This window comes from Salinirubellus salinus (assembly GCF_025231485.1).
Taxonomy (GTDB): domain Archaea; phylum Halobacteriota; class Halobacteria; order Halobacteriales; family Haloarculaceae; genus Salinirubellus; species Salinirubellus salinus.
Genome location: NZ_CP104003.1, coordinates 380,804 through 402,794, shown reverse-complemented (window position 1 = coordinate 402,794; position 21,991 = coordinate 380,804). Strand labels below are relative to the sequence as shown.

The following is a 21,991-nucleotide window of genomic DNA, read 5'->3' as shown; positions in this document are numbered from 1 at the left end:
AGAGATAGACGAGACAAAAAAGAACTGGATAGAGACACTCCAAGCCGAAATCAAGATGCAAGCTGGTCGGAAAACGACACAGCAGGAATTGTTGGACCGACTCGCCTCGCACGCCTTCGAGTCGAAGGCTGCATTCGCCGACTTGTTCCGAGACGAGGGCGTCACACTGGACGAGTTCGAGATGCGTGCGTTACTGAGCGGAGCCTCGGACTGAGGCGTCAATACCACCGACGCGGAAATCAACAACGTACGGTACGTCGAGGAATCGGTAGACGAAGACGGGTGAGCGTCTTCGTCGACACCGGAGTGTTCGAAGCGCTGCAGAACGAACGTCCAACCCGCCACGAGACAGCGAGGAACGCCCTCCGTGCGGTGGCGACGGTCGCTACGGAGCGCAGTACACCAGCGACTACGTTGATGACGAGGTGGTCACGCTCGTCAAGACGTGTACCGGGAGCTTCGAGGAGGCACTGACTGCCGGGCGACACATCGTCTGCCGTGGACCGTTCCCCCGACCTGTTCTCGCTGCTCCACATCACCCAGGGGACGTTCGAATCAGCGGTCGAGATGTTCGAGCAATGTGAGGACCAGTCGGTGAGTCTCACCGACGCGACTGTCGTCGCACTCGCCGAAGAACACGTTGGGGATGCCGTCCCGACCTTCGACGGTCTCGTCGGATGGCTCGACCCAGCAGCGGCCACACCAGACAGAAGAGAGAACGAAGACGCCTTACCGGGTGACGAACTCGACTTCCTGCCCGTCCGGAAGCTTCGTGAACGCGTAGTTGAACCCACAGGACTCGGGGTCGCGGTAGTCCTCGGCCTCGCGGTCCATCAGCGTCGCCCAGTCGCCCTCTAAATCGTCGACCCGGGCGGCGACATGGCCCCACGCGTCGCCCACGTCGTAGGTCCGGTCGTCGTAGTTGACGGTGAGTTCGAGGCTCATCGCCTCGTCCGGGGCGTCCTCTGGCTTCATGAAGTAGAGCGCGAACGTATCAAGTTCGGCACGACGGAACAGGTCGTACTCGAGCTTTCGGGTGAGCCAGCCAATCGTGGCGTCACCGTCCTCGACGCGAATCATCGTGTGGTCGAGACTCCAGCGCGCCCCGTGGTCGCGCTCGACGATCTCGACCTCGTGGCCGTCGGGGTCCTTCACGAACGCGTACTGCCCACCACAGGAGTCCGGGTCGCGGTAGTCCTCGACACCGGCGTCCATCAGTTCCTCGTAGGCCTCGTAGACGTCCTCGACGCGCACGGCGATGTGACCCCACGCGTCCCCGTGCGTGTAGGTGCGCCCGTCGTGGTTGTACGTCAGTTCGAGCAGGCCACCGTCCTCGTGCATGTCCTCGGGGCCCAGAAAGACGTTCGTGAACGTGTCGGCCTCCCAGCGGCCCTTCTCCTCGTAGTCGAGGTACTCGGTGTACCAGTCGAGCGACGCCTCCAGGTCCTCCACGCGCATCATCACGTGGTCGAGCGTGCCGTCCATGACAGGCCGAACGACTCGCGGACGGTCGATAAAGATGGGTGGCTTCACCGTGGCGTTACTTTCAGCCAATTTCTTCCAAACTCCGTCTCAATCCGGGACTACTGTGTCCGAAACCCGTGTTTGGAAAGGTCATTCTGACGCGAAGGCGTCACCAGCGAACCGGAGCGACAGGCCAGCTGAATAGCCGTCTCCAGCGCCATACTGCCCGTCAGTCGGACAATGGGGAATGGTCGTGTTTGGAGCGTCGACCGGAGAGGGATGGGCTATCGACTCGAAAACCGCCATACGGCAAGGGTGTTTGGAACTCAGAGGCTGGTAAATCGGGCCGTGCCACGGGAGGGATGTCGAATCCAGAGGTGGCGTAAACGGCCCTTAGAGAGCGTTGATTGCCCAGAATCTGCTGGCCAGAGACCGACTAACGGTGCATCCTCACTGCCGATATCACGCCTATCCTCCCGGAGCGATTCGGAGTTTGGGATATCCCCTATTCGACTCAGAGGCGCTCTGTGTCCCACAGTCCGGCGTTTAATCGGAGTTTGGAGATCTACACGCCGCACGCCGACAGCATCTGAATCGGTGGACGCTCGTCGGGGAGTTGTCCCGTACGAGGGTGGGTCTGAACGGCCCGATAGAGTGCTAGTCGAGTTGCCGCTCCGGCGAGACGACGAGCGTCCGGAGGTCCTCCCAGTAGTACCACCACGCGGCCGCGAGCAACAACAGCGACCCCACGGGCACGGGCGTCCACTGGAGTCTGTACGCGACGCTGTAGGCGACCCCGACGTGTGTCACGCCGGCGAGCACCAGCAGCCCGGCCGTGAGTCGCTCCGGTTCGAGACCGGACCGGACGACGCCCGCCCCCACGCTCGCGAGCGCGAGCGCGTAGAAGGTGTAACTCAGGGGCAGGAGTTCCGGGTTGCGTGGGAGTCGCCATCCGTACGAGAGCAGCGTGTAGAGGTCGGTGAGTTGTGGAGGATTGGAGTTGAAGGCTCCGAACGGGAACAGCAGGGTCACCTCGTTCCCGATGAAGACGACCGTCCACGGGACGACGGCGACCGCGAGGAGTACCAGCAGTCGGCGGCGGGGCGTCGAGTGGGCCACACCCCGAGTTGGGGCCGCGCTTACTTCCGTGCCACGATGCGGAGGACGTCCTCGTCGGCGAGTTCGTGGTCCCGGCCCACCTGTTGCTCGTCGTGTTTCGCGGACTCGCCGGTGACGCGCGCGAAGCGGAACCGCTCGTCGAAGCTCCCGCCGAGTCGGTCGAGCGCGTCGTCGACGGTGTGTTCACCCTCCATCAGGACCAGCGGCTCCTCGTAGTCGACGCCGCGGCCCGGCTTGTCCATGTAGATGCGGATGAGGCCGAGTTTCTCCCAGATCTTCTCTTTGAGCGCCTCCAGCCCCTTCTCCTCCTCGGCACTGATGAAGACGGCCTCCTCGGGGTCGATGTCGAGCTCGCGCAGCTGTTCGTCGACCGTCTCCTTGTAGTCGGGCTGGATGAGGTCGGCCTTGTTCACCGCGACGGCGCTCGGGAGGTAGACGCGGTTGGCCTGCAGCGCGTCGACCAGTTGATCGATGGTTATCTCCTCGCGGATGGTCACGTCGGCGTTGACGTAGCCGTACTCGCGCAGGATCTCCTTGACCGTCGCCTCCTCCAGCCCGATGTCACGGTTGGTCGTCACCTTCAGCCCGCCCTTGTGGCGCTTGGTGACTGAGACGCTCTTGGGCTCCGTATCCAGTCGGACCTTGTTGTAGTAGAGTTCCTGTCGGAGCTTCGAGTACTGGTCGGGCTCGAAGACCGAGAGGACGAACAGGACGAGGTCGGCGGTCCGGACGACCGAGAGCACCTCGCGCCCACCGCCGCGCCCGCCCGCGGCCCCCTCGATGAGGCCGGGCACGTCCAGCAGCTGGATGTTCGCACCGCGGTACTTCAGCATCCCCGGCTGGACGTTCAGCGTGGTGAACTCGTACTCGCCCACCTCGCTCTCGGCGTTGGTCAGGGCGTTCAGGAGCGTGGACTTGCCGACCGACGGGAAGCCGACGAACGCCACCGTGGCGTCGCCCGTCTTCTCGACGGCGTAGCCACCACCGCCGCCCGAGCCGGACTGCTGGCGCTCTAGCTTCTCCTTCTTCTCGGAGAGCTTGGCCTTCAGCCGGCCGATGTGTCCCTCGGTCGACTTGTTGTAGGGGGTGTTGGCGATCTCTTCTTCGATCGCCTCGATCTCCTCTTCGAGCCCCATTACCCGACCCTGCGCCGTCGGCACCCAAAAGGGTCCCGTCTCGTCCCGGGCCCATCCATCAGAGTCCATCCCAGTGCGACTCGGCTACCCCGGCACGGCGTCGGTGTCCGCGTCGCCGCGAGGCGAACCGCTATTCCGCTCCCAGCCATAGACACGCGTATGCAGAAACGGAAGTTGGCCTACACGCTCATCCTCGTCGGGCTGATGTTCGTGGGCGTGGTCCACTTCGTGCTGGCGACGTTCGCGTTCGACACTGGCCTCGACGACGTGGGCATCCTCATCGCCGGACTCGCGTTCGTCGGCATCTTGCTGGTGAACTTCGGGATGCCCGCACCACCCGAGGACGAGGATGGCGAGACAGACCCCGAGGTCGAGGCCGAACCCACCTCGGACGGGGACTGATTGGCCCACCTGACGGGCAACGCGAGCACCGACCCCCACGGCACCCGACCCCGCGCGAAGATTTCAGTATCTTAATACGATAGCCGGAAGAACTAGCCGGCAATGGCCGACGCCAGCACTTTCCGGGACAGCACGCAGATACTCCTGCACCCGGAGGCCCTCGACGTCGTACGCGAGGACCTGGAGTCGGAGTTCACCGTCACAGTCCTCGACGGCGACCCGGCCCGCATCATCGGCAGCCCGGTCGAGATCAAGTCGGTGAACGAGTTCCTCGTCCGCCACGGCGTCTACACGGCCTGACCGGACTGGCGGAGAGCGGTGTGCCCCACATCCCGAGGTACCCGTCTGCGGTGCCCGCAGACGGCACGTTTTCGAGCGCCCCGGCCGAACGTCGAGTATGGAGATGGACGTCCTCGGTGATCTCGTGGTCCGCGACCGACGCAGCGACGACTCGGCGCTGCGTGCGGCCGACACCGGCCGCGAGTACGACTACCGGCGCTTCTGTACGACGACGTGGAAGGCGGGCAACTACCTCCGCCTGCTCGGGGTCCGGACGGACGCCCGCGTCGCCGTCGCCGACGACCCGACGCCCGAGGCCGTGCTCTCGGCGTACGGTGCTGCCCTGCTCGGTGGCGTCGTCCGCTTCGGCCCGGCGCACGACACCGAACTCGACGCGCGCGTCCTCGTCACGCCCACCGCCGAGCTGGACGACTACACCGTCGGTCCCAGCACGAAGCGCGTGGGCTACGGTACGGAACCCGAGGACCCCGACGTGGGCTACTTCGAGCGGGACGTGTGGTCGGAGAACCCGACCGAGCCCCCGGACCGGGTGGAGCCCGACGGCGGCCTGCTGGACGCCGACCGGACCTACTCGCACGCCGAGGTGCTCGACGCGGCCCGCCGCGTCGCCGCCCGATGGGACCTCGAACCCGGCGACGAGGTGGCCGTCCGGGCGTCGTTCACCCACCCCGGCACGGTGACAGCGGGACTCGTCGCTCCGATACTCGCAGGCGCGGCGATACTCCTCCCCGGCGACGCTGGCGAGGGCGACTACGCCGTCGGCGACGGGGGCCCGGAACGCGAGCGGGTCGACCCGGCCGACGTGTTCTGAGCGGCGACGTTCCGGCTCGCGGATACGTTTATGTCGTGGGAGTCGGTAGCGCACGACACATGCCAGCCAACAGCGTCCACGCGTTCAACACCGCGACGTGGTCCCTCGACAACTCCTTCCTCGTCCAGTTGACGAGCCCCGGTGAGGCGTACGACGCGGTCTGTCCGTTCTACCTGATCGACCACCCCGAGGGGGTCGCGCTGGTCGACACGGGCATCTCCCACGACATGCTCGACGACCCCGAGGAGTACGGCTCGGGCGCGGGATTCATGGAGGCGTTCCTGCCCGCCATCGAGTACGACGCCTCGATGCACCCGCGCGCGCACCTCGCGGACGCGGGCTACTCGCCCGGTGACGTGGACTACGTCGTGATGAGTCACCTCCACTCGGACCACGCGGGCCACCTCGACGTCTTCCCGGACGCCGAGTTCGTCGTCCAGCAGTCGGAACTGCGCTACTGCTGGTGGCCCGCCCCGGTCCAGGAGGTGTTCTACCTCGACGGCGACTTCTCGATGCTCCGCTCGAACCACTACGACGTGACCGTCGTCGAGGGCGAGTACGACGTCTTCGGCGACGGGAGCGTCGTCACGGTCCCGACGCCAGGTCACACCCCCGGCCACCAGTCCGTGCAGGTCGAACTGGGCGACCAGACGGTGATACTGGGGATCGACGTGGCCCACCAGCAGGACGGCCTCGACCGGGAACACACCGCCTCGTTCAACGACGACCTGGGCCAGTCGCTCACGTCCATGCGGGAACTGAAGGCCCGCGCGAAGCGTGAGGACGCCGACCTCTACGTCACGCACGACAACGACCACATCGAGGCGTTCGAGGGGGGCCTGCGCTGACCGGATTGCGTCACTCGCGGTGGGTCTCCACCACCTCGAGTGAGTCGTCCACTACCAGTTCCAGTCTGTCGCCCTCCAGCGCGACGGCGAGCGACACCTCCCACGGGTCGCGCGAGTGGACGGTCACCGTCCGGTCGGTCGCCACGAACTCGAGTTCCCAGTGTGGGACACTCGTCACGTCCAGCCCCCGTTCGTAGCAGAACGCGACCAGCGCCGGATACGAGAGCAGTGCCATCCCCAGCGACACGAAGTGCCGGTTGTCGCAGTGGGGACAGTGATACCGGGCGAACAGCGTCAGGTCTCCGGCGCTCTCGGTCCAGACGTCCTCGGCGTCGACCAGCGAGACGTCGAGTCCGGTCACACAGTGGGGGCACACGCCGCGGGCGTACGCGAGGACCTGATGGCGGGTGTACGAATCCACCCGGTCGAGCAGGTCCTCGGGCGTCGGTACATCCTCGAAGGTGCTCGGCGGCGCCATCGAGTGGGTGTAGAGGTGTCCACAGTCGGGACACTCGAGGTCGAACGTCCCGTCGCCGTACCGTGCCTCGGGGCGCCCGCCACAGAAGTGACAGTCGAAGCCCGCGTCGAACGCAGCCACGTCGGGCGACCGAGTGAACGTCCCCGCCCGGAGTGTCCGATAGAGCGTCGCGCCACGGCTCCGAAGCCGGTAGCCCTCGTCGGTCCGCTCCACGAACACGCCGACGAGCTGCTGGAGGTGGTAGTTGAACTGACCGCTGTCGATGTCCGGGTCGACTGCCGACCGAAGGTCGGAGAACGACGCCGGCTCCCACGGGTCTTCACCGAGCACGCGCAGTATCTCGGCTCGCGTCTCGTTGCCGACCAGCGAGAACGCCGTCTCTGCGGCTTCGCCGCCGTCGGTCCGCAGTGGCTCTTCTCGGGACACGGCGAGGAGTCTGACGCTCTGGGACTGTAAGTGCCACCCCGGCGTGGTGACCGGACCTATCGCGCGTCCTCGAGGTCCTCCAGCGCGTCGGGGTTCTCGATGCTGCTCATGTCCCCGAGGTCCTCACCCGTGTAGGTCGCCTGGATGGCACGGCGGATGATCTTCCCCGACTGCGTCTTCGGGAACTCGTCGACGAACAGCACCTCGCGCGGGCGGAACGGCTTGCCGAGTTCCTCGCCCACCTGCGCGCGGAGTTCCTCGCGCAACTCGCCGCTCTCCTCGACGCCCGGTTCGAGGATGACGTAGGTCACGACTGCGGTGCCGGTCGTGTCGTCGGGCACACCCACGGCGGCGGCCTGGTTGACGGCCTCGTGTTCGATGAGTGCACCCTCGACCTCGGCGGGGCCGACCTTCCGGCCCGCGACGTTCAGCGCGTCGTCCGCGCGGCCGTGGAGGAACCAGAAGCCGTCCTCGTCCTTCTGCGCCCAGTCGCCGTGGTCCCACATCGGCGGCTCCTCGAAGCTCGACCAGTAGGTGTTCAGGTAGCGCTCGTCGCCCTCCCAGAGCGACTTCGTCATACTCGGACAGGAGTCACGCGCGACGAGGAACCCCCGCTCGTGCGTGTCCGCGATGGACTCCCCCTGCGAGTTCACGATGTCGATGTCCATCCCCAGCCCCGGTCCACCGAGCGTGCAGGGTTTGAGCGGCTCGGTGGGGAGCGGCATCAGGAAACACCCGCATATCTCGGTCCCCCCGCTGATGTTGATGATGGGCGCCTCGCTCCCGCCGACGTTCTCGTAGAACCACATCCACGACTCGGGGTCCCACGGCTCGCCCGTCGACCCGAGCAGTCGCAGCGAGGAGAGGTCGTGGCCCTCCAGCCACTCGTCGCCCCGCTTGCGGAGCGCGCGGATGGCCGTCGGCGAGATGCCGAACTGGGTGAGCCCGTGGCGGTCGATCATCTCCCAGAACCGGTCCGGCTCGGGGTGGTCCGGCGCCCCCTCGTACATGAAGATGGTCCCGCCGAACGTGTGGTTCCCGATGAGCGTCCACGGCCCCATCATCCAGCCGATGTCGCTGACCCAGAAGAAGCGGTCCGAGTCCCGTTGGTCGAAGCCGAAGTGGATCTCCTTCGCCGTCTGGACCTGCACGCCCGCGTGCGTGTGGACGATACCCTTCGGCTTTCCCGTCGTCCCCGAGGAGTAGAGCAGCATCGACTCCTGCGAGGACGGCAGGTGCTTGGTGTCGTACTCGTCGGATTGCGCCTCGACGGCGTCGTCCCAGAAGGCGTCGCGCCCCTCGGTCATCGGCACGCCCACGTCCGAGTCCGTGCCGTCGAACCGCTCGTAGACGATGGTATGGCCCACGTCGTGGTCGGCCTCGGCGATGGCCTCGTCTGCAGCACCCTTCAGGGTGACCTCGCTCCCGCGCCGGTAGAACCCGTCGGCGGTGAACAGCACGTCGCACTCGGGGTCCTCCAGTCGGGTGGCGGTGGCGTCGACACCGAACCCGGAGAAGATGGGGACGGCGATGGCGCCGACCTTGAAACAGCCGTAGAGGATGGAGACGACCTCGGGGACCATCGGCATGTAGAGCCCCACCCGGTCGCCCGTCTCGATACCGCGCTCCTCGAGCGCGTTGGCCACCTTGTTCGCCTGCCGGTGGAGTTCGTGGAACGTGACCTCGCGGACGTCGCCGTCCTCACCCTCCCAGATGGTGGCGACCTTGTTCCGGGTGGGCGAGTCGACCGCAGCGTGGCGGTCGACGACGTTGTGCGCGACGTTGACCTCGCCGCCGGGGTACCAGTCGGTGAACTGTGGCCCCTCGCTGTCGTCGCGGACCGTGTCGTAGTCCGCGTAGAACTCGATGCCGAGGTAGTCGACGAGTTCGTCCCAGAACCAGTCGACGCCCGAGTCGGATTCGCCCTCGAGTTCGGTCGTCGTCCGCTCGATGAGGGACTCGTAGTCGTCGATGCCGTACTCCTGCATGAACTCGTAGACGTTCGTGGACTCCACGAACTCCCGACTGGGTTCGTGGACCACGTCGAACTGGTCGGCCTCCTCGGTGGACATGTCGTGAACGACTCCTCGGGGCACCACGAAGTATCTTGTTCACACGTCAACCCCACCGCGGTCAGGCCGCGTCGGGGCACTCGGAGATGCCGAGGGTCGTGGCCACGTCACCGTCGTCCCAGACGACACGGACGGTCTCGCACTCGGCAGCGAGCCCGACGGCCACCGCGTCACCCGGCGCGACGACCGGCCCGTCCGCGCCGGCCGTGGTGCTCCCTCGCCAGCGGCCGGCCGCGGTCTGGTTCGCGCCCGCGACGGCGACGAACGAGCCGTTCGGTTCAGGCCTGAGGGAGAGGTGCCCGGCATCGATCTCGAGGCCGCCCCCGTGCCTCACGGTGAGCACGCCCTGCCCGCCGTCAGCGGCCTCGTACTCGAACTCGAAGGCGGCCTGTGGCGGGGAGACGGCGTATGCCGACGAGAGGTCGTCCGCGACACGCGCCCCGGCGAACCCACCCGTGAACGCGCTCACCAGCAGGAGCACGGCGACGAGGATACCGAGTGGGGCCGCACCCGCGGGCAGCGTGCCGTCGACCCGCTCCCGGAGCCGTCGGAGGCCGAGGAGGCCGACGAGCAGGACGACCGCGACGCCGACGGTGATGGACGTGTCGCGGAGACGGGTGCCCGCGACCACCTGGAAGCCGACCCCCAGCACGGGGATGGCCAGCAGCGCCGAGGCGGCCGCGACGAGGTGGCGTCGGTCGTCCCCGTCGGGCGCTCCGAGGACGACCAGTGCCGGGACGAGGAGGTACGCCAGCGGCGCGAGCACGAGCACGGCGTCCACGGCCCGCAGCGCCAGCGCGGCCGCGAGGCCCGAGCGAGTCAGGTCGAGGTAGTCGTGCCCAAACAGCGGGAACGAGTAGACCGTCACCTGCGAGAGGACGCCCGCGAGCAGGCCGACGAGTGCCGTCAGGCCGAGCGCGAACGCGAGGTACCGTCGGTCGGCGCGCTCGCTCATGGGAACAGGGCGTAGGTCAGCAGTGCGACGAGCGGGGCGAGCAGGAGCGCGAGCACGCTCAGGTACGCCAGCGCCCCCCGACGCTTGAGCGCGTTGTCGGGGAACCACTCGCCGCAGAGTCGGTAGCCCACCCACTCGACGGCGCCGGCGGCTGCCAGCCCCACGACGGAGGCGAGCACCCCCGCGAGCCAGCACGGAACCGGCCCGCAATCGGTGGCGAACTGGACCGCCTCGGGGTAGGCCGGCTGGATGCGGGCGAGTTCCGCGCGGGTGAAGCCGTTCGCCGCGCCCCACGCGACCACCGGGTCGTCGGCCGGCAGGTCCTCGACGCGGAGCGTGTTGTTCCGCTCGCGCACCGGACGCACGAGGTCCGACCGCTCGTCCTCGCGCAGCAGGTGGCCCACCGCGCAGTGGGTCCCGCTGTCGTCCACGAACACCGGCGTCCGTCTCTCGTGGTGACGATTCCGGGGGAACTGCCCACGCGCTCGGTACTCGCGCAATCGGTCAAGGTTGCGCTCGCGGCCCGCTCGCTGGTCGGCAGTCAGACCGTCGACGTCTGCCCGTCGGAGCGCCCACTCCGTCCGGCGCAGGTGCTCGCGGATACGCCAGTCGTCGACCCGTCGCCGGAAGCGGGCGAGGCGTCGGAGGGAGGGGGACCGTTCGGCGGCTGGGAGGGTCGCCATACGCCGTGCTGTGGACCGGCCGACAAGTACGTTCGGGGCCGAGGAAGACGAGTGACTGGAGACCCGCGGTCCGTCCGACGCACCCTTTTTCAACGCCGGCCACCAACACCCCGCTATGTACGTCCGCGACGCACGAAACCGTGACGAGGCGTGGCTCCTCGACCACATCGAGGCGATGGGACTCGACGACGTCGCCTTCCGCTCGCGGGACTACGTCGTCGCGGTCGACGACGAGTCGGACACCCGCGCCGGCTTCGGCCGCCTGCGGTTCCACCCGACGCCCGCGGAGCCCGAGTGTGTCGAACTCACCAGCATCGGCGTCCTCGACGGCTGGCGCGGACAGGGCGTCGGCGCCCACGTCGTCGAGCGACTCGTCGACACCGCCGAGATGGAGGGGTTCGACCGCGTCTACTCGCTCACCAGCGAGACCGAGTACCTCGCGCAGTTCGGCTTCTACGGCGTCGAGCGCGAGGACCTGCCCGACCTGCTGGTCGAGCGCCTCGAGGCGAAACGCGAGTCGTTCGACCCCGACGCCATCGCGATGGCCGTCGACGTCGACCGGTTCCGGATGCCCGAGGCGCTCCGCGAGCGGTTCAAATCCGCGGCCGAGGCCGACGCGGAACCCGAGATCGAGGAGACGGCCGAGGACTTCGGTATCGACGCCGACACGGCGACCTACAAGTACGATACCGGTCGCTGAGTCGGGGCGACTCGGACCGCGGGTTTCGACGGCCGAACCACGCCGTTCAAGCCCGCGGAGTCCCGACGCGTCTCCATGGAGGAGGCCCGTGTGCGGAAGCTCCGGTTCGTCGCGCTCCAGGTCGTCGGGGCTGCCGCCGTCGTCCACCTCGTCGTCGGCGCCACCGAGCTACTGCGTATCGCGAACGCCGGCCTGCTCGGCCCCTACCTCACCAACTTCGTCACCGCCGACCCCCGACCGCTCCTGTTCCTCGTCTCGGGGCTCGCCATCGTCGCCGGCATCGTCGCCGTCGCCCGTGGGTACGTCGACTACCGCACTGGCTACCGGCTCGGTCTGCTGGTGCTCGGCGTCTACGTGCTGAGCTGGGTCGGCTGGCACACGGTCCTCGACCACGGCCTCGCACTCGGTGGGGACACGCCCACGACCCCGGACACCCACAACCACGAGGGTCTCCTCGGGACCCTGCAGTCGCACTACGTCGACCCGCTCGTCGCCGCCGTCACCGCGTCCACCGAGGGGACGCCGGGCACCGGCCGCGTCTTGCTCGGCGTCGTCTCCATCTCGCTCGAACTGGTCGGGATGGCGTTGCTCGGTCTCCTGTTGCGGGTCGACCCCGCCGCGGCGGTCGAGGGCGAGCGCAACCCCTTCCGCCGGTTCGACGCCGAGGAGGCGGACGACCCAGACCACGCCGACTCCGACGCTGACTGACCGGCCCGGTCAGTCCCCGGTGTCGACGGACGTGTCTGCCATCGTCGTGTTGAGCGCCGCGTAGCGCTCGAACTCGACCGCGAACTCGGCGGCCGCACCCGCGTCGAGGCGGCCGTACCCGGTCTCCGCGTCCGGCCCCTCGAGACCCGTGTCCACGGCGGAGTAGCGCAACACGGAGCGGACCTGCGCCGGCGTGAACGAGGGGTGGCCCTCGATGAGGAGGGCAGCCGTCCCGGCGACGTACGGCGCGGCGTAGGAGGTACCCTGTCCAGCGTCCGTGCCCGGGGCCGCGACGGTATCAGGTGCCACGAGGTCGACGCCCAGTCGGTCACCGACCGGCCCGCGTGAGGAGAACGCCGCCACCTCCCCCTCCCTGTCGACGGCGCCCACCGCGAGGACGCCGCGGGCCGTCGCGGGCGCGGTCAGACTCCCCGACGTGGAGTGCTGGGAGAGCGGGCGGCTGGCGTAGACATCGAGTCGCCCCGACGGCCCGTCCGGGGCCCGCACGACGACGTAGTACCGGCCCTCGCGGACCGTGGTGGCGATGTGCTCGACCGGTCGACCGACCACCTCGGAGCCGCGAGCGACGACCGGGTCCGGCCCGGCGGTCCGCCGGTAGAGCAACAGGTCGTAGCCCTCGCCACCCACGTCCTCCCAACGGGCCGTGACGCGGACGGGGCCGGCCACCGTCGCCCCGCCGGCGAGGTCGTTCGTGTGGACGCCGGGCACGAACTGGACGTGGCCCTCGGCGTCGGTGCTGCCGCGGCCGTGCCAGTGGCTCCGGCCGTAGTTGCCCGCGGCGGCGACGAACACGGTCTCTCGGGCCGTCTCCTCGGCGATGGCCGCGACCTCGCCGGTCCCGTCGCTCGGTTGCCCGAGGTACGACCCCGCGTCGAGCACGACATCGACGCCGGATGCCCGGAGCCAGTCCGTGGCCTCGCGGTACGCCTCGGGTGAGGTGGTGTCGCCGACCGAGGCGAGGTAGAGTTTCGCGTCCGGGGCGGTGTCCGCGACGACGCTCGCGACGGCCGTGCCGTGCTCCCAGTTCCCGCCGGAGCCACCGAACGAGCGGTAGGCGGCGACCTGCCCGGCGATCTCGGGGTCGCTCATCCGGAAGTCGGCGTCGACGATGCCGACGGTGACGTTCTCGCCCGTGAGTCCGGCCCGGTGGAGGGTGTCGGCGCCGATGGCCTGCACCCCCGAGGCGACGTGGCGCCCCGTCTCGAGTCGCGACCCCTCGATGCGGACCGCCTCGATGCGCGGGTCGACCGAGAGGTCGTGCACCGCGGTCAGCGGCACGTACCCCCGGAGGTGGCGAGCGCCCTCGCGCGTGTAGCGCTCGCGGACGTCGACCGCGTACTCGCCCGGGAGACGCGCACCACGCTCCAGTCGGACGAGCACGAGCACCTCCTCCTCGACGGGCGCGGTGGGTCGGGGGTCCTCGTCGACGATGCCGCCGAGACGCTCCTCGAACGACGGCCCGGTGGGCGTGCTGGTGGCGTCGGCCTCCACCCACGAGGCGACGAACGGCACCACTGGCGAGAGCGCCAGCAGACAGGCTACCGCCACGACGAGTGTCAGCCGACGAACCATTCCGATACTGTTTCTAGACGGGTCGGCAAAAGGTTTCACCCGCCTATGTGGTGGTGTACCGTACCCCGAGCGTCACGGCGAGGACGAACAGGCCGCCCGCGAGGAAGACGAGTCCCGGGGCGAGTCCGGTGCTCCCGACGGTCGCGCCGACGTCCTGCCCGACGCGGACCATCCCGGTCGTGGGGCCGTCCGATCCTGTGGCGAGGAGCGTCTGGACGAGCAGACTCGCGAGCGCGAGCACGGCCGCGACGGGGAGGAGGCGTCTCAGCGAGTCGAGCAGCCCAGACTCCGAGCGTTCGTTGCCGACGAAGACGATCATCGGGTCGCGAGCGGGCGCGTACACGTTCATCTCGCGGCCCTTCGAGGAGTAGCGCGTGTCGGCCACCCGGACGAGGCCGCTGTCCTGGAGGTTGCAGAGGTGGTGCCGGGCGTTCTGGAGCGAGGTGTCGACGCGCTCGGCCACCTCGCTCGCGGTGGCGGGTTCGTCGTGGAGCGTGGTCAGCACGCTCCGGGCGGTGTCCGAGGCCAGCGACGAGAGCAGGTCGCCAGCCTCGTCGGAGTCGAGCCAGAGCGTCTGGAGTTCACCGTCCTGCTCGGCGGTGACGTCCGCGTCCGACGGCAGTAGCTCTGACATTGCAGTTCGTAGTGGCCACGGAGTATTAATAGTTAAGGACAGACTGCGAGCGGGTGAACGGGCCGACTCAGTCGGTCCCGAACCGCTCGCGTAGCGTCACGCGGTCGACCTTCCCGGTCGCCGTCGTCGGGAGTTCGTCGACGACCCCGACACGCTGTGGAACCTCGTACTCCTCGAGCGTCGCCTCGCAGGCCTCGACGACCGCCGACGCCGTGAGCGACGGGTCGGTCCGGCGGACGATGGCCGTCACCACCGCGCCGCGCAGGTCGGCGGCGGTCCCAACCCGACGAACACCGGACAGGCCAACGCGCTCCGCATCGCGGACCGGATGGCCGAGCGGTACTTCTGAGCCCGGCCGTCAGCGGCACCCTCCAGTACTCTCTCGGCGCCGGATCGGGACTCAGACCGGTCTGAACGCTGCTTGCCAGATGGTCGCGCCGGTCGGACTCGCGGAGTCCCGACAGGTTCGTGAAGCGGTGAACGCGTAGGCAGTCTCGCCGTCCACGGCGAAGTGTCGCTTGTTTCGTCGGATGGCCGCGAGGGTCTGTTGGCCACCCTCGTACGTCACGACCACCTCCTCGAACTGTTTCAGCGCCGACTCGGACGCGAAGCAACTCGCGGGAAACTCGAAGTCCCCGTCAGCCATCGGTTCGGCCGCGAACGGGACGCCACGAACCGGTTCGCTCAGGACGAGCATCTGACCTCCCGTCCGGCCGTGGTCGGCGAGGGCCGTCCCACTCACGGCGAGGCTCCCGAGCGTGAGTCCGCTCGTCACTGTTCCAGCGGTCCGTAACAGGTCACGGCGTGTCGTGTCGTGCATGGTGGTCCTCCACGTGTCGGTCGCTGGACGCGTCCGAACACGGCACTGGACCCACCGGTACCGTATTAGCGGTTGTCACATTGTTCGTGAGTGTCCTGCGTGAAAGAGACCGGCCGTCCGTCGACTGTCGGGCGGCGTCGGACGAGCGCTTCCACTCGTTCGACCAGTCGAGCGTGAACTTCAGCTGTCCAGTGCCGCCCGCAACATCCCGTTCACGTCACCGGGGTCGGCACTCCCACCGGTCTTCTGCATCACCTGCCCGACGAGGAAGTTGATGGCCCCACCCTCGCCGGCGTGGTAGTCCTCCACCGCGTCGGGGTTCTCTTCGATGGCCTCGCGGACCGCAGCCTCCACCTCGCCCGCGTCGGTCTTGCCGAGCCCCTCGCGCTCGACGACCGTCTCCGGGTCCTCACCCTCGTCGAGCATCGCCCGCAGCACGACCTCCTCGGCGTTCTTCGTGGTTATCTCGTCGCCCTCGACCATCTCGACGAGGCGGGTGAACTCGTCCAGTCGGTCGGCGACGTCCGTGATGGCCATGTCGCGGTAGTTGAGCTCACCGAGGAGGCGGTCGGCGACCCACGAGGCGGCCACGTCGGCGTCGAACCGGTCGGCCACGTCCTCGAAGAAGTCGGCCACCTGCTTCGTGGAGGTGAGTTTCGAGGCGGCCTCCTCGCTGAGGCCGTACTCCTCGCGGAACCGCTCGCGCCGGGCATCGGGGAGTTCGGGGATGGGGATCTCCTCCTTCCAGTGTGAGACGCGCAGCGGCGGCAGGTCGGCCTCGCGGAAGTAGCGGTAGTCCTTCTCCTCTTCCTTCGAGCGCATCGAGAGTGTGACGCCCTTGGACTCGTCCCAGTGGCGCGTCTCCTGTTCGACCACGCGGCCGCGCTTGATGGCGTTCTTCTGGCGGGTCTGCTCGTAGGCGAGCGCCTTCTCCGCCCCCTTGTGACTGGAGATGTTCTTGACCTCCGTGCGGTTGGCTTCCTCCAGCGTCTCGATAGCGATGGAGCCGTCGTCGGCCACCTCGTCGGCCGGGACGATGGAGAGGTTCGCGTCCACGCGCAGCGAACCGTCGCGCGAGGCGTCGAACACCCCGAGGTACTCGAGGACCTCCTCCAGTTTCGCGAGGAAAGAGCGGACCTCGCCGGGCGAGCGGAAGTCCGGCGCCGTGACGATCTCCATCAGCGGCGTCCCCGCGCGGTTGTAGTTGACGAGCGTGTAGTCCGCGGTGTCGATGCCGCCGCCGACGTGCTGGAGGCTGCCGGGGTCCTCCTCGAGGTGGGCGCGCTCGATGCGGACGGTGTGGCGCTCGCCCGCGACGGAGAACTCCAGTTCGCCGTCGGCACAGAGCGGCGCGTCGTACTGCGTGATCTGGAAGTTCTTCGGCAGGTCGGGGTAGTAGTAGTTCTTCCGGTGGAAGGTGGTCTCCTCGGGGATGTCGGCGTCGATGGCCTTGCCGACCTTGACGGCGGCCTCGACGGCCCCCTCGTTCAGGACGGGGAGCGCACCCGGCAGGCCGAGACAGACGGGACAGGTGCGGGTGTTGGGCGCCTCGTCCTCGTCGGCCGCGGTCGTACAGCCACAGAAGATCTTCGTGTCCGTCTCGAGCTGGACGTGGACCTCCAGCCCGATGACGGTGGCGAGGTCACGGACCTCGGCGGTCTGTGCGGTCATTACACGAGGATTCGGACGCTGGCGCTAAAACGTAACGGACCGGTCGACGCGGGGCCACCCCGCGAACCTCTCGGCTCCTGGAGAGGAACGGGGCGAGAATCACGTCCGACACCTATCACGCACGGTGTCAATGTCTGACGCAGGTTTAAGGGGGGCGAGGCCGCCTGTCGCCGTATGAGTGGGAACCGAGTGGAAGAACTCGAGGCCAAGGTGCGGCAACTCCAGGCGACGGTCGACGGACTCACGGACGAACTGATGGAGACGAAAGAGCGACTCCACGTCCTCGAGGAGGAGGTCGACCCGGACCTGAACATGGACATCATCGAGGGCCGCCCGACGAAGACTCCCGAGACCCAGACGAACGGGAACGGCAGCGCGCCGTCGCCCGACGCCCCCGAGAACCAGCGCGCCGTCGACGAGGCCGTCGAAGCGGCCGACGGAGCCAAGACGGAGGAGAGCGAGGAGAACGACGAGGCGGACTCCACCGACGACATCATCGTCGCGTAGGGGCCGCACCACGAGCGCCCCATGCACATCAAAGAGCTCGTACTAGACGACTTCAAGAGCTTCGGCCGCAAGACGCGTATCCCGTTCTACGACGACTTCACCACCATCAGCGGCCCGAACGGCTCCGGCAAGTCCAACATCATCGACGCCGTCCTGTTCGCGCTCGGTCTGGCCCGCACCTCGGGCATCCGGGCGGAGAAACTCACCGACCTCATCTACAACCCCGGCCACGACGACGACGAGTCCGGGTTCAGCGGCGAACGGGAGGCCGAGGTCGAGGTCGTCCTCGACAACGCCGACCGGACCCTCGAGCGCTCGCAGGTGGTGAGCGCCGCCGGTACCGACAAGGTCGGCGACGTGGACGAGATCTCTATCAAGCGCCGGGTCAAGCAGACCGACGAGGACACCTACTACTCGTACTACTACGTCAACGGGCGCTCGGTCAACCTCTCGGACATCCGTGACCTGCTCTCGCAGGCCGGCGTCACCCCGGAGGGGTACAACGTCGTGATGCAGGGCGACGTGACCGAGATCATCACGAAGACGCCGCTCCGACGCCGCGAGATCATCGACGAGATCGCGGGCGTCGCGGCCTTCGACGCGAAGAAGGAGGACGCCTTCGAGGAACTCGAGACCGTTCAGGAGCGCATCGACGAGGCCGACCTCCGCATCGAGGAGAAGCAGACGCGCCTCGAACAGCTCGAAGACGAGCGCGAGACGGCCCTGCAGTACCAGGAGCTCCGGGACACGAAAGCGGAGTACGAGGGCTACCTGAAGGCCGCCGAACTCGAGGACAAGCGTGCGGACCTCGCCGAGGCCCGCGAGGGCATCGAGGAACACGAGGCGGAGCTCGAGGACCTCCAGCGCGAACTCGATGAGCGTCAGGGGAAGGTGACGCGACTGGAGGAGGACCTCGAGGACCTCAACGCCGAGATCGAACGCAAGGGCGAGGACGAACAGCTCGCCATCAAACGCGAGATAGAGGAGGTCAAGGGCGAGATCGGCCGGTTCGAGGACAAGATCGAGGCTGCCGAGGAACGCATCTCGGAGGCCGAGTCCAAGCGCCGGCAGGCGTTCGTCCAGGTCGACCGCAAGCAGGAGACCGTCGAGGAGAAGGAGGCCGAGATACGCGACGCGAAGGTCCGGAAGGCCGACCTGAAGGCGGACCTGCAGACGAAGCAGTCGGAGCTCGACGACGTGGAGGCCGAGATCGAGTCGGTCGACACCGAGTACGAGGAGGTCCGCGACGCACTCGAGGCGCGCCGCGAGGAGCTCGCCGACCTGAAAGACGAGCGAAACGACCTCCAGCGCGAGCAGGACCGACTGCTCGACGAGGCACGCCGCCGGACCAACGACCGGCGCGAGAAGGAGGAGGCGATCGAGGCGGCGAAGGCGGACATCCCGGACATCGAGGCCGAGATCGCGGACCTCGAAGCCGAGTTGGAGAAGGTCCGGAAGAACCGTGAGACCATCACAGAGGTAGTCGAGGACCTGAAAGCCGAGAAACGCGAGCTGCAGGAACGGCTGGACGAACTCGACGACGAGATCAGCGCGAAACAGCAGGAGTACGCCGAACTCGAGGCTCGCGCGGGCGAGGACGGCGACCAGTCCTACGGACGAGCGGTGACGAGCGTCCTGAACGCGGGACTCGAGGGTGTCCACGGCACCGTCGGCCAACTCGGCGGCGTCGACGCGCAGTACGCGACGGCCTGTGAGACGGCCGCCGGTGGCCGCCTCGCGCACGTGGTCGTCGACGACGACGGCGTCGGCCAGCGTGGTATCGAGTACCTCAAGTCGCGCAACGCGGGGCGGGCGACCTTCCTCCCCATCACGAAGATGCACTCGCGGTCGCTACCCTCACTCCCGAGCCACGAGGGCGTGGTGGACTTCGCGTACGAACTCGTCGACTTCGACCCGCAGTACGCCGACGTGTTCAGCTACGTACTCGGGGACACCGTCGTCGTCGAGGACATGCAGACCGCGCGTGACCTGATGGGCAACGTCCGGCTCGTGACGCTCGACGGTGACCTCGTCGAGAAGTCCGGCGCGATGACCGGTGGCTCCTCGTCCGGATCGCGCTACTCCTTCTCCAAGTCGGGCAAGGGCCGACTGGAGCGGGTCGCCGAACGCATCCACCAGCTCGAGGACGAGAAGAGCGATGTGCGCGAGGACCTGCGCGACGTGGAGGGCCGCCTCGACGACGCGCGCGACCGGCAGACCGACGCCGCGGACAAGGTCCGCGAGGTCGAGAGCGCCATCGAGCGCAAGGAGGCCGCGAAGGGCGAGCGCGAGGAGCGGATCGCCTCGCTGGAGGCCGACCTCGAGGAGATCGAGGCCGAGCGCGAGGAGGTCTCGGCGCGGATGGAGGAACTGGAGGCCGAGATCGCCGAGAAGAAGGACGCCATCGAGGCCTGCGAGGAGGCCATCGACGACCGGAAGCGCGAACTGCAGGAGTCCGACATCCCCGAACTCACCGAGCGGGCCGAGGAACTCCGGGCCGAGATGGGCGACATCGAGGACCGGATGGACGACCTCGACGCGCGGCTGAACGAGCTCGTCCTCGAGAAGGAGTACGCCGAGGACGCCATCGACGACCTGCACGACGACATCGAGGCCGCCCAGAACAAGAAGGCCGACGCCGAGGCGTCCATCGACACGTTCGAGTCCGAGATCGCCGAGCGTGAGACGACTCTCGAGGAGAAACGCGCCGAGGTGGCCGACCTCGAGGACGAACTCGCGGACCTCAAGGGCGACCGCGAGGACCTGAAGGCCGACCTGCGCGAGGCACGCGAGGCACGCGACGACTGGGCCTCGAAGGTCCGGACCGTCGAGGAGGAGCTCGAGGAGCTCCGAGAGACCGCAGAGCGGCTGGAGTGGGAGGTCGACGAACTCGCCTCGCAGGTCGACGAGTACGACGCCGAGGACATCCCTGACCTCCAGTACGTGAAGGGACAGATAACGAAACTGGAGAACCGGATGGCCGACCTCGAACCGGTCAACATGCTCGCCATCGACGAGTACGACCGGGTGGCCGAGGAACTCGACGACATCCAGGAGAAGAAGGACACCCTCACGGAGGAGGCCCAGCAGATTCGCGACCGCATCGAACAGTTCGAGCAGCGCAAGAAGGCGACGTTCATGGAGGCCTACGAGGCCATCGACGAGAAGTTCCAGGACATCTTCGCGCGCCTCTCGAACGGCGAGGGCGAGCTCCACCTCGAGGACGAGGAGGACCCGTTCGAGGGCGGCCTGACGATGAAGGCCCAGCCGGCGGACAAGCCCGTCCAGCGGCTGGCGGCGATGTCCGGCGGTGAGAAGTCGCTGACCGCGCTGGCGTTCATCTTCGCCATCCAGCGGTACAACCCCGCGCCGTTCTACGCGCTGGACGAGGTCGACGCCTTCCTCGACGCGGCGAACGCGGAGATGGTCGGCGAGATGGTCGACGAACTCGCGGACGATGCGCAGTTCGTCGTCGTCTCGCACCGCTCGGCCCTGCTGGAACGCTCCGAACGGGCCATCGGCGTGACGATGCAGGGAGACAACGTGAGCGCCGTGACCGGTATCGACCTGTCGCAGGTGGGGGTCGTCGCGGATGACTAGGGAGGCCGAGGGGAGCGAGGCCTCCGATGGCGAGCGGGGAGCGGAGCGACCCGCGAGCGGCGACGTGCCGCTGAACATCGCCGGCCACGACGAGGAGAAGGCGCGCCGTGAGAACGGCGAGTCACCTGGAGACGAGAGCGAGGGCGACGGCGTCGAGGACCTCATCACCGACTTCTCCGTCGCCGACGCCCCCGACAGTCCGGCCGTCGACGACGACGAGGTAGAGCCGGTCGAACTGCTCGTCGGCCTCGCCGACGAGGGTGAGATCGATCCGTGGGACATCGACATCGTCGCGGTCACGGACAAGTTCCTCGACCGACTCGACGAGGCGGACCTCCGGACCGGCGGGCGGGCACTGTTCTACGCCTCGGTGCTGTTGCGGATGAAGTCCGACCACCTGCTCGAGGACCCCGAACCGGAGGAGGAGGCGTGGGAGGACCCCGTCGAGGGGTTCGGCGCCGACGCCCCCGGCGGTCCGGGTGTCGACCCGTTCGACAAACTGGAGGCGGAGATGGACCGCCGCCTCGAGCGCAAGCGCGCCCGCGGGATGCCTCGGACGCTGGACGAACTCGTCCGGGAGTTGCGAGAGCGCGAGCGCGAGACGTGGTGGAAGGAGGGCCGGACCTACGACACCAGCGACTCGCCACACGGCTACTCGCGGGGGACCCAGACCCTCGACTACCGCTCGGGCGACGACTTCCGGATGGACGACGAGCCGAGCGTCGCGGACGTGACCGGCACGGCCCACGACGAGCACATGGACACGGTCATCAACGAGACGTACACGGCCCTGCGCGAGCACTACGACCAGGGACGGGCGGAGGTGCTGTTCGCCGAGGTCGAGGACGCCGGCGGGTCGAAGGTGATGACGTTCCTCGGACTTCTCTTCCTCGCGCATCGCGGGCAGGTCCGCCTGCAGCAGGACGACCTGTTCGGCGACCTATGGGTGCAGGATCCCGGCGCGACGAGCGTGGAGGCGGAGGTCGCGGCGGATGGCGGGGAGCCGAACGAGCGACGCGAGTGAGGCGACCCTCGCTGGACGAACGGAGTGAGTCCAGCGGTGG

The 21,991-nt window shown here is 68.0% G+C and carries 21 protein-coding genes and 1 pseudogene; 10 read left to right on the top strand and 12 right to left on the bottom strand.

Going from position 1 to position 21,991, the window contains the following annotated elements:
* The first annotated feature begins 91 nt into the window (after window positions 1–91).
* Complete coding sequence (locus N0B31_RS02210) at window positions 92–214, top strand: hypothetical protein (RefSeq protein ID WP_260594156.1); 123 nt, start codon at window positions 92–94, stop codon at window positions 212–214.
* A 515-nt stretch (window positions 215–729) separates the two neighbouring features.
* Here the strand turns inward: N0B31_RS02210 and N0B31_RS02205 are convergent.
* The 3 genes and pseudogenes from N0B31_RS02205 to N0B31_RS02195 form a co-directional block, all read right to left on the bottom strand.
* Window positions 730–1,485 carry a VOC family protein gene (locus N0B31_RS02205; protein ID WP_260594155.1) on the bottom strand — a complete coding sequence of 252 codons (756 nt, stop codon included), beginning with the start codon at window positions 1,483–1,485 and terminating at the stop codon, window positions 730–732.
* A 636-nt stretch (window positions 1,486–2,121) separates the two neighbouring features.
* Window positions 2,122–2,592 (bottom strand): annotated as a pseudogene (locus N0B31_RS02200) (TIGR04206 family protein); the annotation flags it as partial.
* An 11-nt stretch (window positions 2,593–2,603) separates the two neighbouring features.
* The gene (locus tag N0B31_RS02195) at window positions 2,604–3,719 is read right to left on the bottom strand and encodes an OBG GTPase family GTP-binding protein (RefSeq protein WP_260594153.1); all 1,116 of its coding nucleotides are present in this window, start codon (window positions 3,717–3,719) and stop codon (window positions 2,604–2,606) included.
* A 159-nt stretch (window positions 3,720–3,878) separates the two neighbouring features.
* Here N0B31_RS02195 and N0B31_RS02190 point away from each other — a divergent pair, with 159 nt between their 5' ends.
* From N0B31_RS02190 to N0B31_RS02175, 4 genes are all read left to right on the top strand, one after another.
* The gene (locus N0B31_RS02190) at window positions 3,879–4,121 is read left to right on the top strand and encodes a hypothetical protein (protein ID WP_260594152.1); all 243 of its coding nucleotides are present in this window, start codon (window positions 3,879–3,881) and stop codon (window positions 4,119–4,121) included.
* Between the two features lie 102 nt (window positions 4,122–4,223).
* Window positions 4,224–4,421 (top strand): VNG_1110C family protein, encoded by a 198-nt coding sequence (locus N0B31_RS02185; protein ID WP_260594151.1) that lies wholly within the window; start codon window positions 4,224–4,226, stop codon window positions 4,419–4,421.
* A gap of 97 nt (window positions 4,422–4,518) precedes the next feature.
* Window positions 4,519–5,232, top strand: a complete 714-nt coding sequence (locus N0B31_RS02180; protein WP_260594150.1) for an acyl-CoA synthetase family protein — start codon at window positions 4,519–4,521, stop codon at window positions 5,230–5,232.
* A gap of 59 nt (window positions 5,233–5,291) precedes the next feature.
* Window positions 5,292–6,080 carry an N-acyl homoserine lactonase family protein gene (locus N0B31_RS02175; protein WP_260594149.1) on the top strand — a complete coding sequence of 263 codons (789 nt, stop codon included), beginning with the start codon at window positions 5,292–5,294 and terminating at the stop codon, window positions 6,078–6,080.
* Window positions 6,081–6,090: 10 nt separating this feature from the next.
* Here N0B31_RS02175 and N0B31_RS02170 read toward each other — a convergent pair whose 3' ends face one another.
* The 4 genes from N0B31_RS02170 to N0B31_RS02155 all read right to left on the bottom strand — a co-directional run bounded on the left by N0B31_RS02170 (window position 6,091) and on the right by N0B31_RS02155 (window position 10,694).
* Window positions 6,091–6,984, bottom strand: coding sequence for a winged helix-turn-helix domain-containing protein (locus tag N0B31_RS02170; protein ID WP_260594148.1), 894 nt, complete (start codon window positions 6,982–6,984; stop codon window positions 6,091–6,093).
* 56 nt (window positions 6,985–7,040) lie between these two features.
* Entirely contained in the window at window positions 7,041–9,056 is a 2,016-nt protein-coding gene (locus tag N0B31_RS02165; RefSeq protein WP_260594147.1) for an AMP-binding protein, read from the bottom strand.
* Between the two features lie 61 nt (window positions 9,057–9,117).
* Entirely contained in the window at window positions 9,118–10,011 is an 894-nt protein-coding gene (locus N0B31_RS02160) for a hypothetical protein (RefSeq protein WP_260594146.1), read from the bottom strand.
* Complete coding sequence (locus N0B31_RS02155; protein WP_260594145.1) at window positions 10,008–10,694, bottom strand: hypothetical protein; 687 nt, start codon at window positions 10,692–10,694, stop codon at window positions 10,008–10,010. The genes N0B31_RS02160 and N0B31_RS02155 overlap by 4 nt, the downstream gene beginning before the upstream one ends.
* 115 nt (window positions 10,695–10,809) lie before the next feature.
* On the opposite strand from N0B31_RS02155, the gene N0B31_RS02150 reads away from it, so the two are divergent.
* Both N0B31_RS02150 and N0B31_RS02145 read left to right on the top strand, forming a co-directional pair.
* The gene (locus N0B31_RS02150; protein WP_260594144.1) at window positions 10,810–11,394 is read left to right on the top strand and encodes a GNAT family N-acetyltransferase; all 585 of its coding nucleotides are present in this window, start codon (window positions 10,810–10,812) and stop codon (window positions 11,392–11,394) included.
* Window positions 11,395–11,469: 75 nt separating this feature from the next.
* Window positions 11,470–12,102 (top strand): hypothetical protein, encoded by a 633-nt coding sequence (locus N0B31_RS02145; protein ID WP_260594143.1) that lies wholly within the window; start codon window positions 11,470–11,472, stop codon window positions 12,100–12,102.
* Window positions 12,103–12,111: 9 nt separating this feature from the next.
* Here N0B31_RS02145 and N0B31_RS02140 read toward each other — a convergent pair whose 3' ends face one another.
* From N0B31_RS02140 to gatB, 5 genes are all read right to left on the bottom strand, one after another.
* Window positions 12,112–13,695, bottom strand: a complete 1,584-nt coding sequence (locus N0B31_RS02140; RefSeq protein WP_260594142.1) for a S8 family peptidase — start codon at window positions 13,693–13,695, stop codon at window positions 12,112–12,114.
* A gap of 43 nt (window positions 13,696–13,738) precedes the next feature.
* Entirely contained in the window at window positions 13,739–14,329 is a 591-nt protein-coding gene (locus tag N0B31_RS02135) for an ArsR/SmtB family transcription factor (RefSeq protein WP_260594141.1), read from the bottom strand.
* A gap of 67 nt (window positions 14,330–14,396) precedes the next feature.
* Window positions 14,397–14,579 carry an AMP-binding enzyme gene (locus N0B31_RS02130; protein ID WP_380626902.1) on the bottom strand — a complete coding sequence of 61 codons (183 nt, stop codon included), beginning with the start codon at window positions 14,577–14,579 and terminating at the stop codon, window positions 14,397–14,399.
* 150 nt (window positions 14,580–14,729) lie between these two features.
* The gene (locus N0B31_RS02125; protein ID WP_260594140.1) at window positions 14,730–15,149 is read right to left on the bottom strand and encodes a hypothetical protein; all 420 of its coding nucleotides are present in this window, start codon (window positions 15,147–15,149) and stop codon (window positions 14,730–14,732) included.
* Window positions 15,150–15,329: 180 nt separating this feature from the next.
* Window positions 15,330–16,820 (bottom strand): Asp-tRNA(Asn)/Glu-tRNA(Gln) amidotransferase subunit GatB, encoded by a 1,491-nt coding sequence (gatB, locus tag N0B31_RS02120; protein WP_260594139.1) that lies wholly within the window; start codon window positions 16,818–16,820, stop codon window positions 15,330–15,332.
* Window positions 16,821–16,994: 174 nt separating this feature from the next.
* Between gatB and N0B31_RS02115 the strand changes: the two genes are divergently transcribed.
* From N0B31_RS02115 to N0B31_RS02105, 3 genes are read left to right on the top strand one after another with little or no spacing between them, the layout of a single operon-like run.
* Window positions 16,995–17,327, top strand: a complete 333-nt coding sequence (locus N0B31_RS02115) for a DUF7518 family protein (protein ID WP_260594138.1) — start codon at window positions 16,995–16,997, stop codon at window positions 17,325–17,327.
* Window positions 17,328–17,348: 21 nt separating this feature from the next.
* Window positions 17,349–20,927, top strand: coding sequence for a chromosome segregation protein SMC (smc, locus tag N0B31_RS02110; protein ID WP_260594137.1), 3,579 nt, complete (start codon window positions 17,349–17,351; stop codon window positions 20,925–20,927).
* Entirely contained in the window at window positions 20,920–21,951 is a 1,032-nt protein-coding gene (locus N0B31_RS02105) for a segregation/condensation protein A (protein WP_260594136.1), read from the top strand. The genes smc and N0B31_RS02105 overlap by 8 nt, the downstream gene beginning before the upstream one ends.
* Window positions 21,952–21,991: the final 40 nt, after the last annotated feature.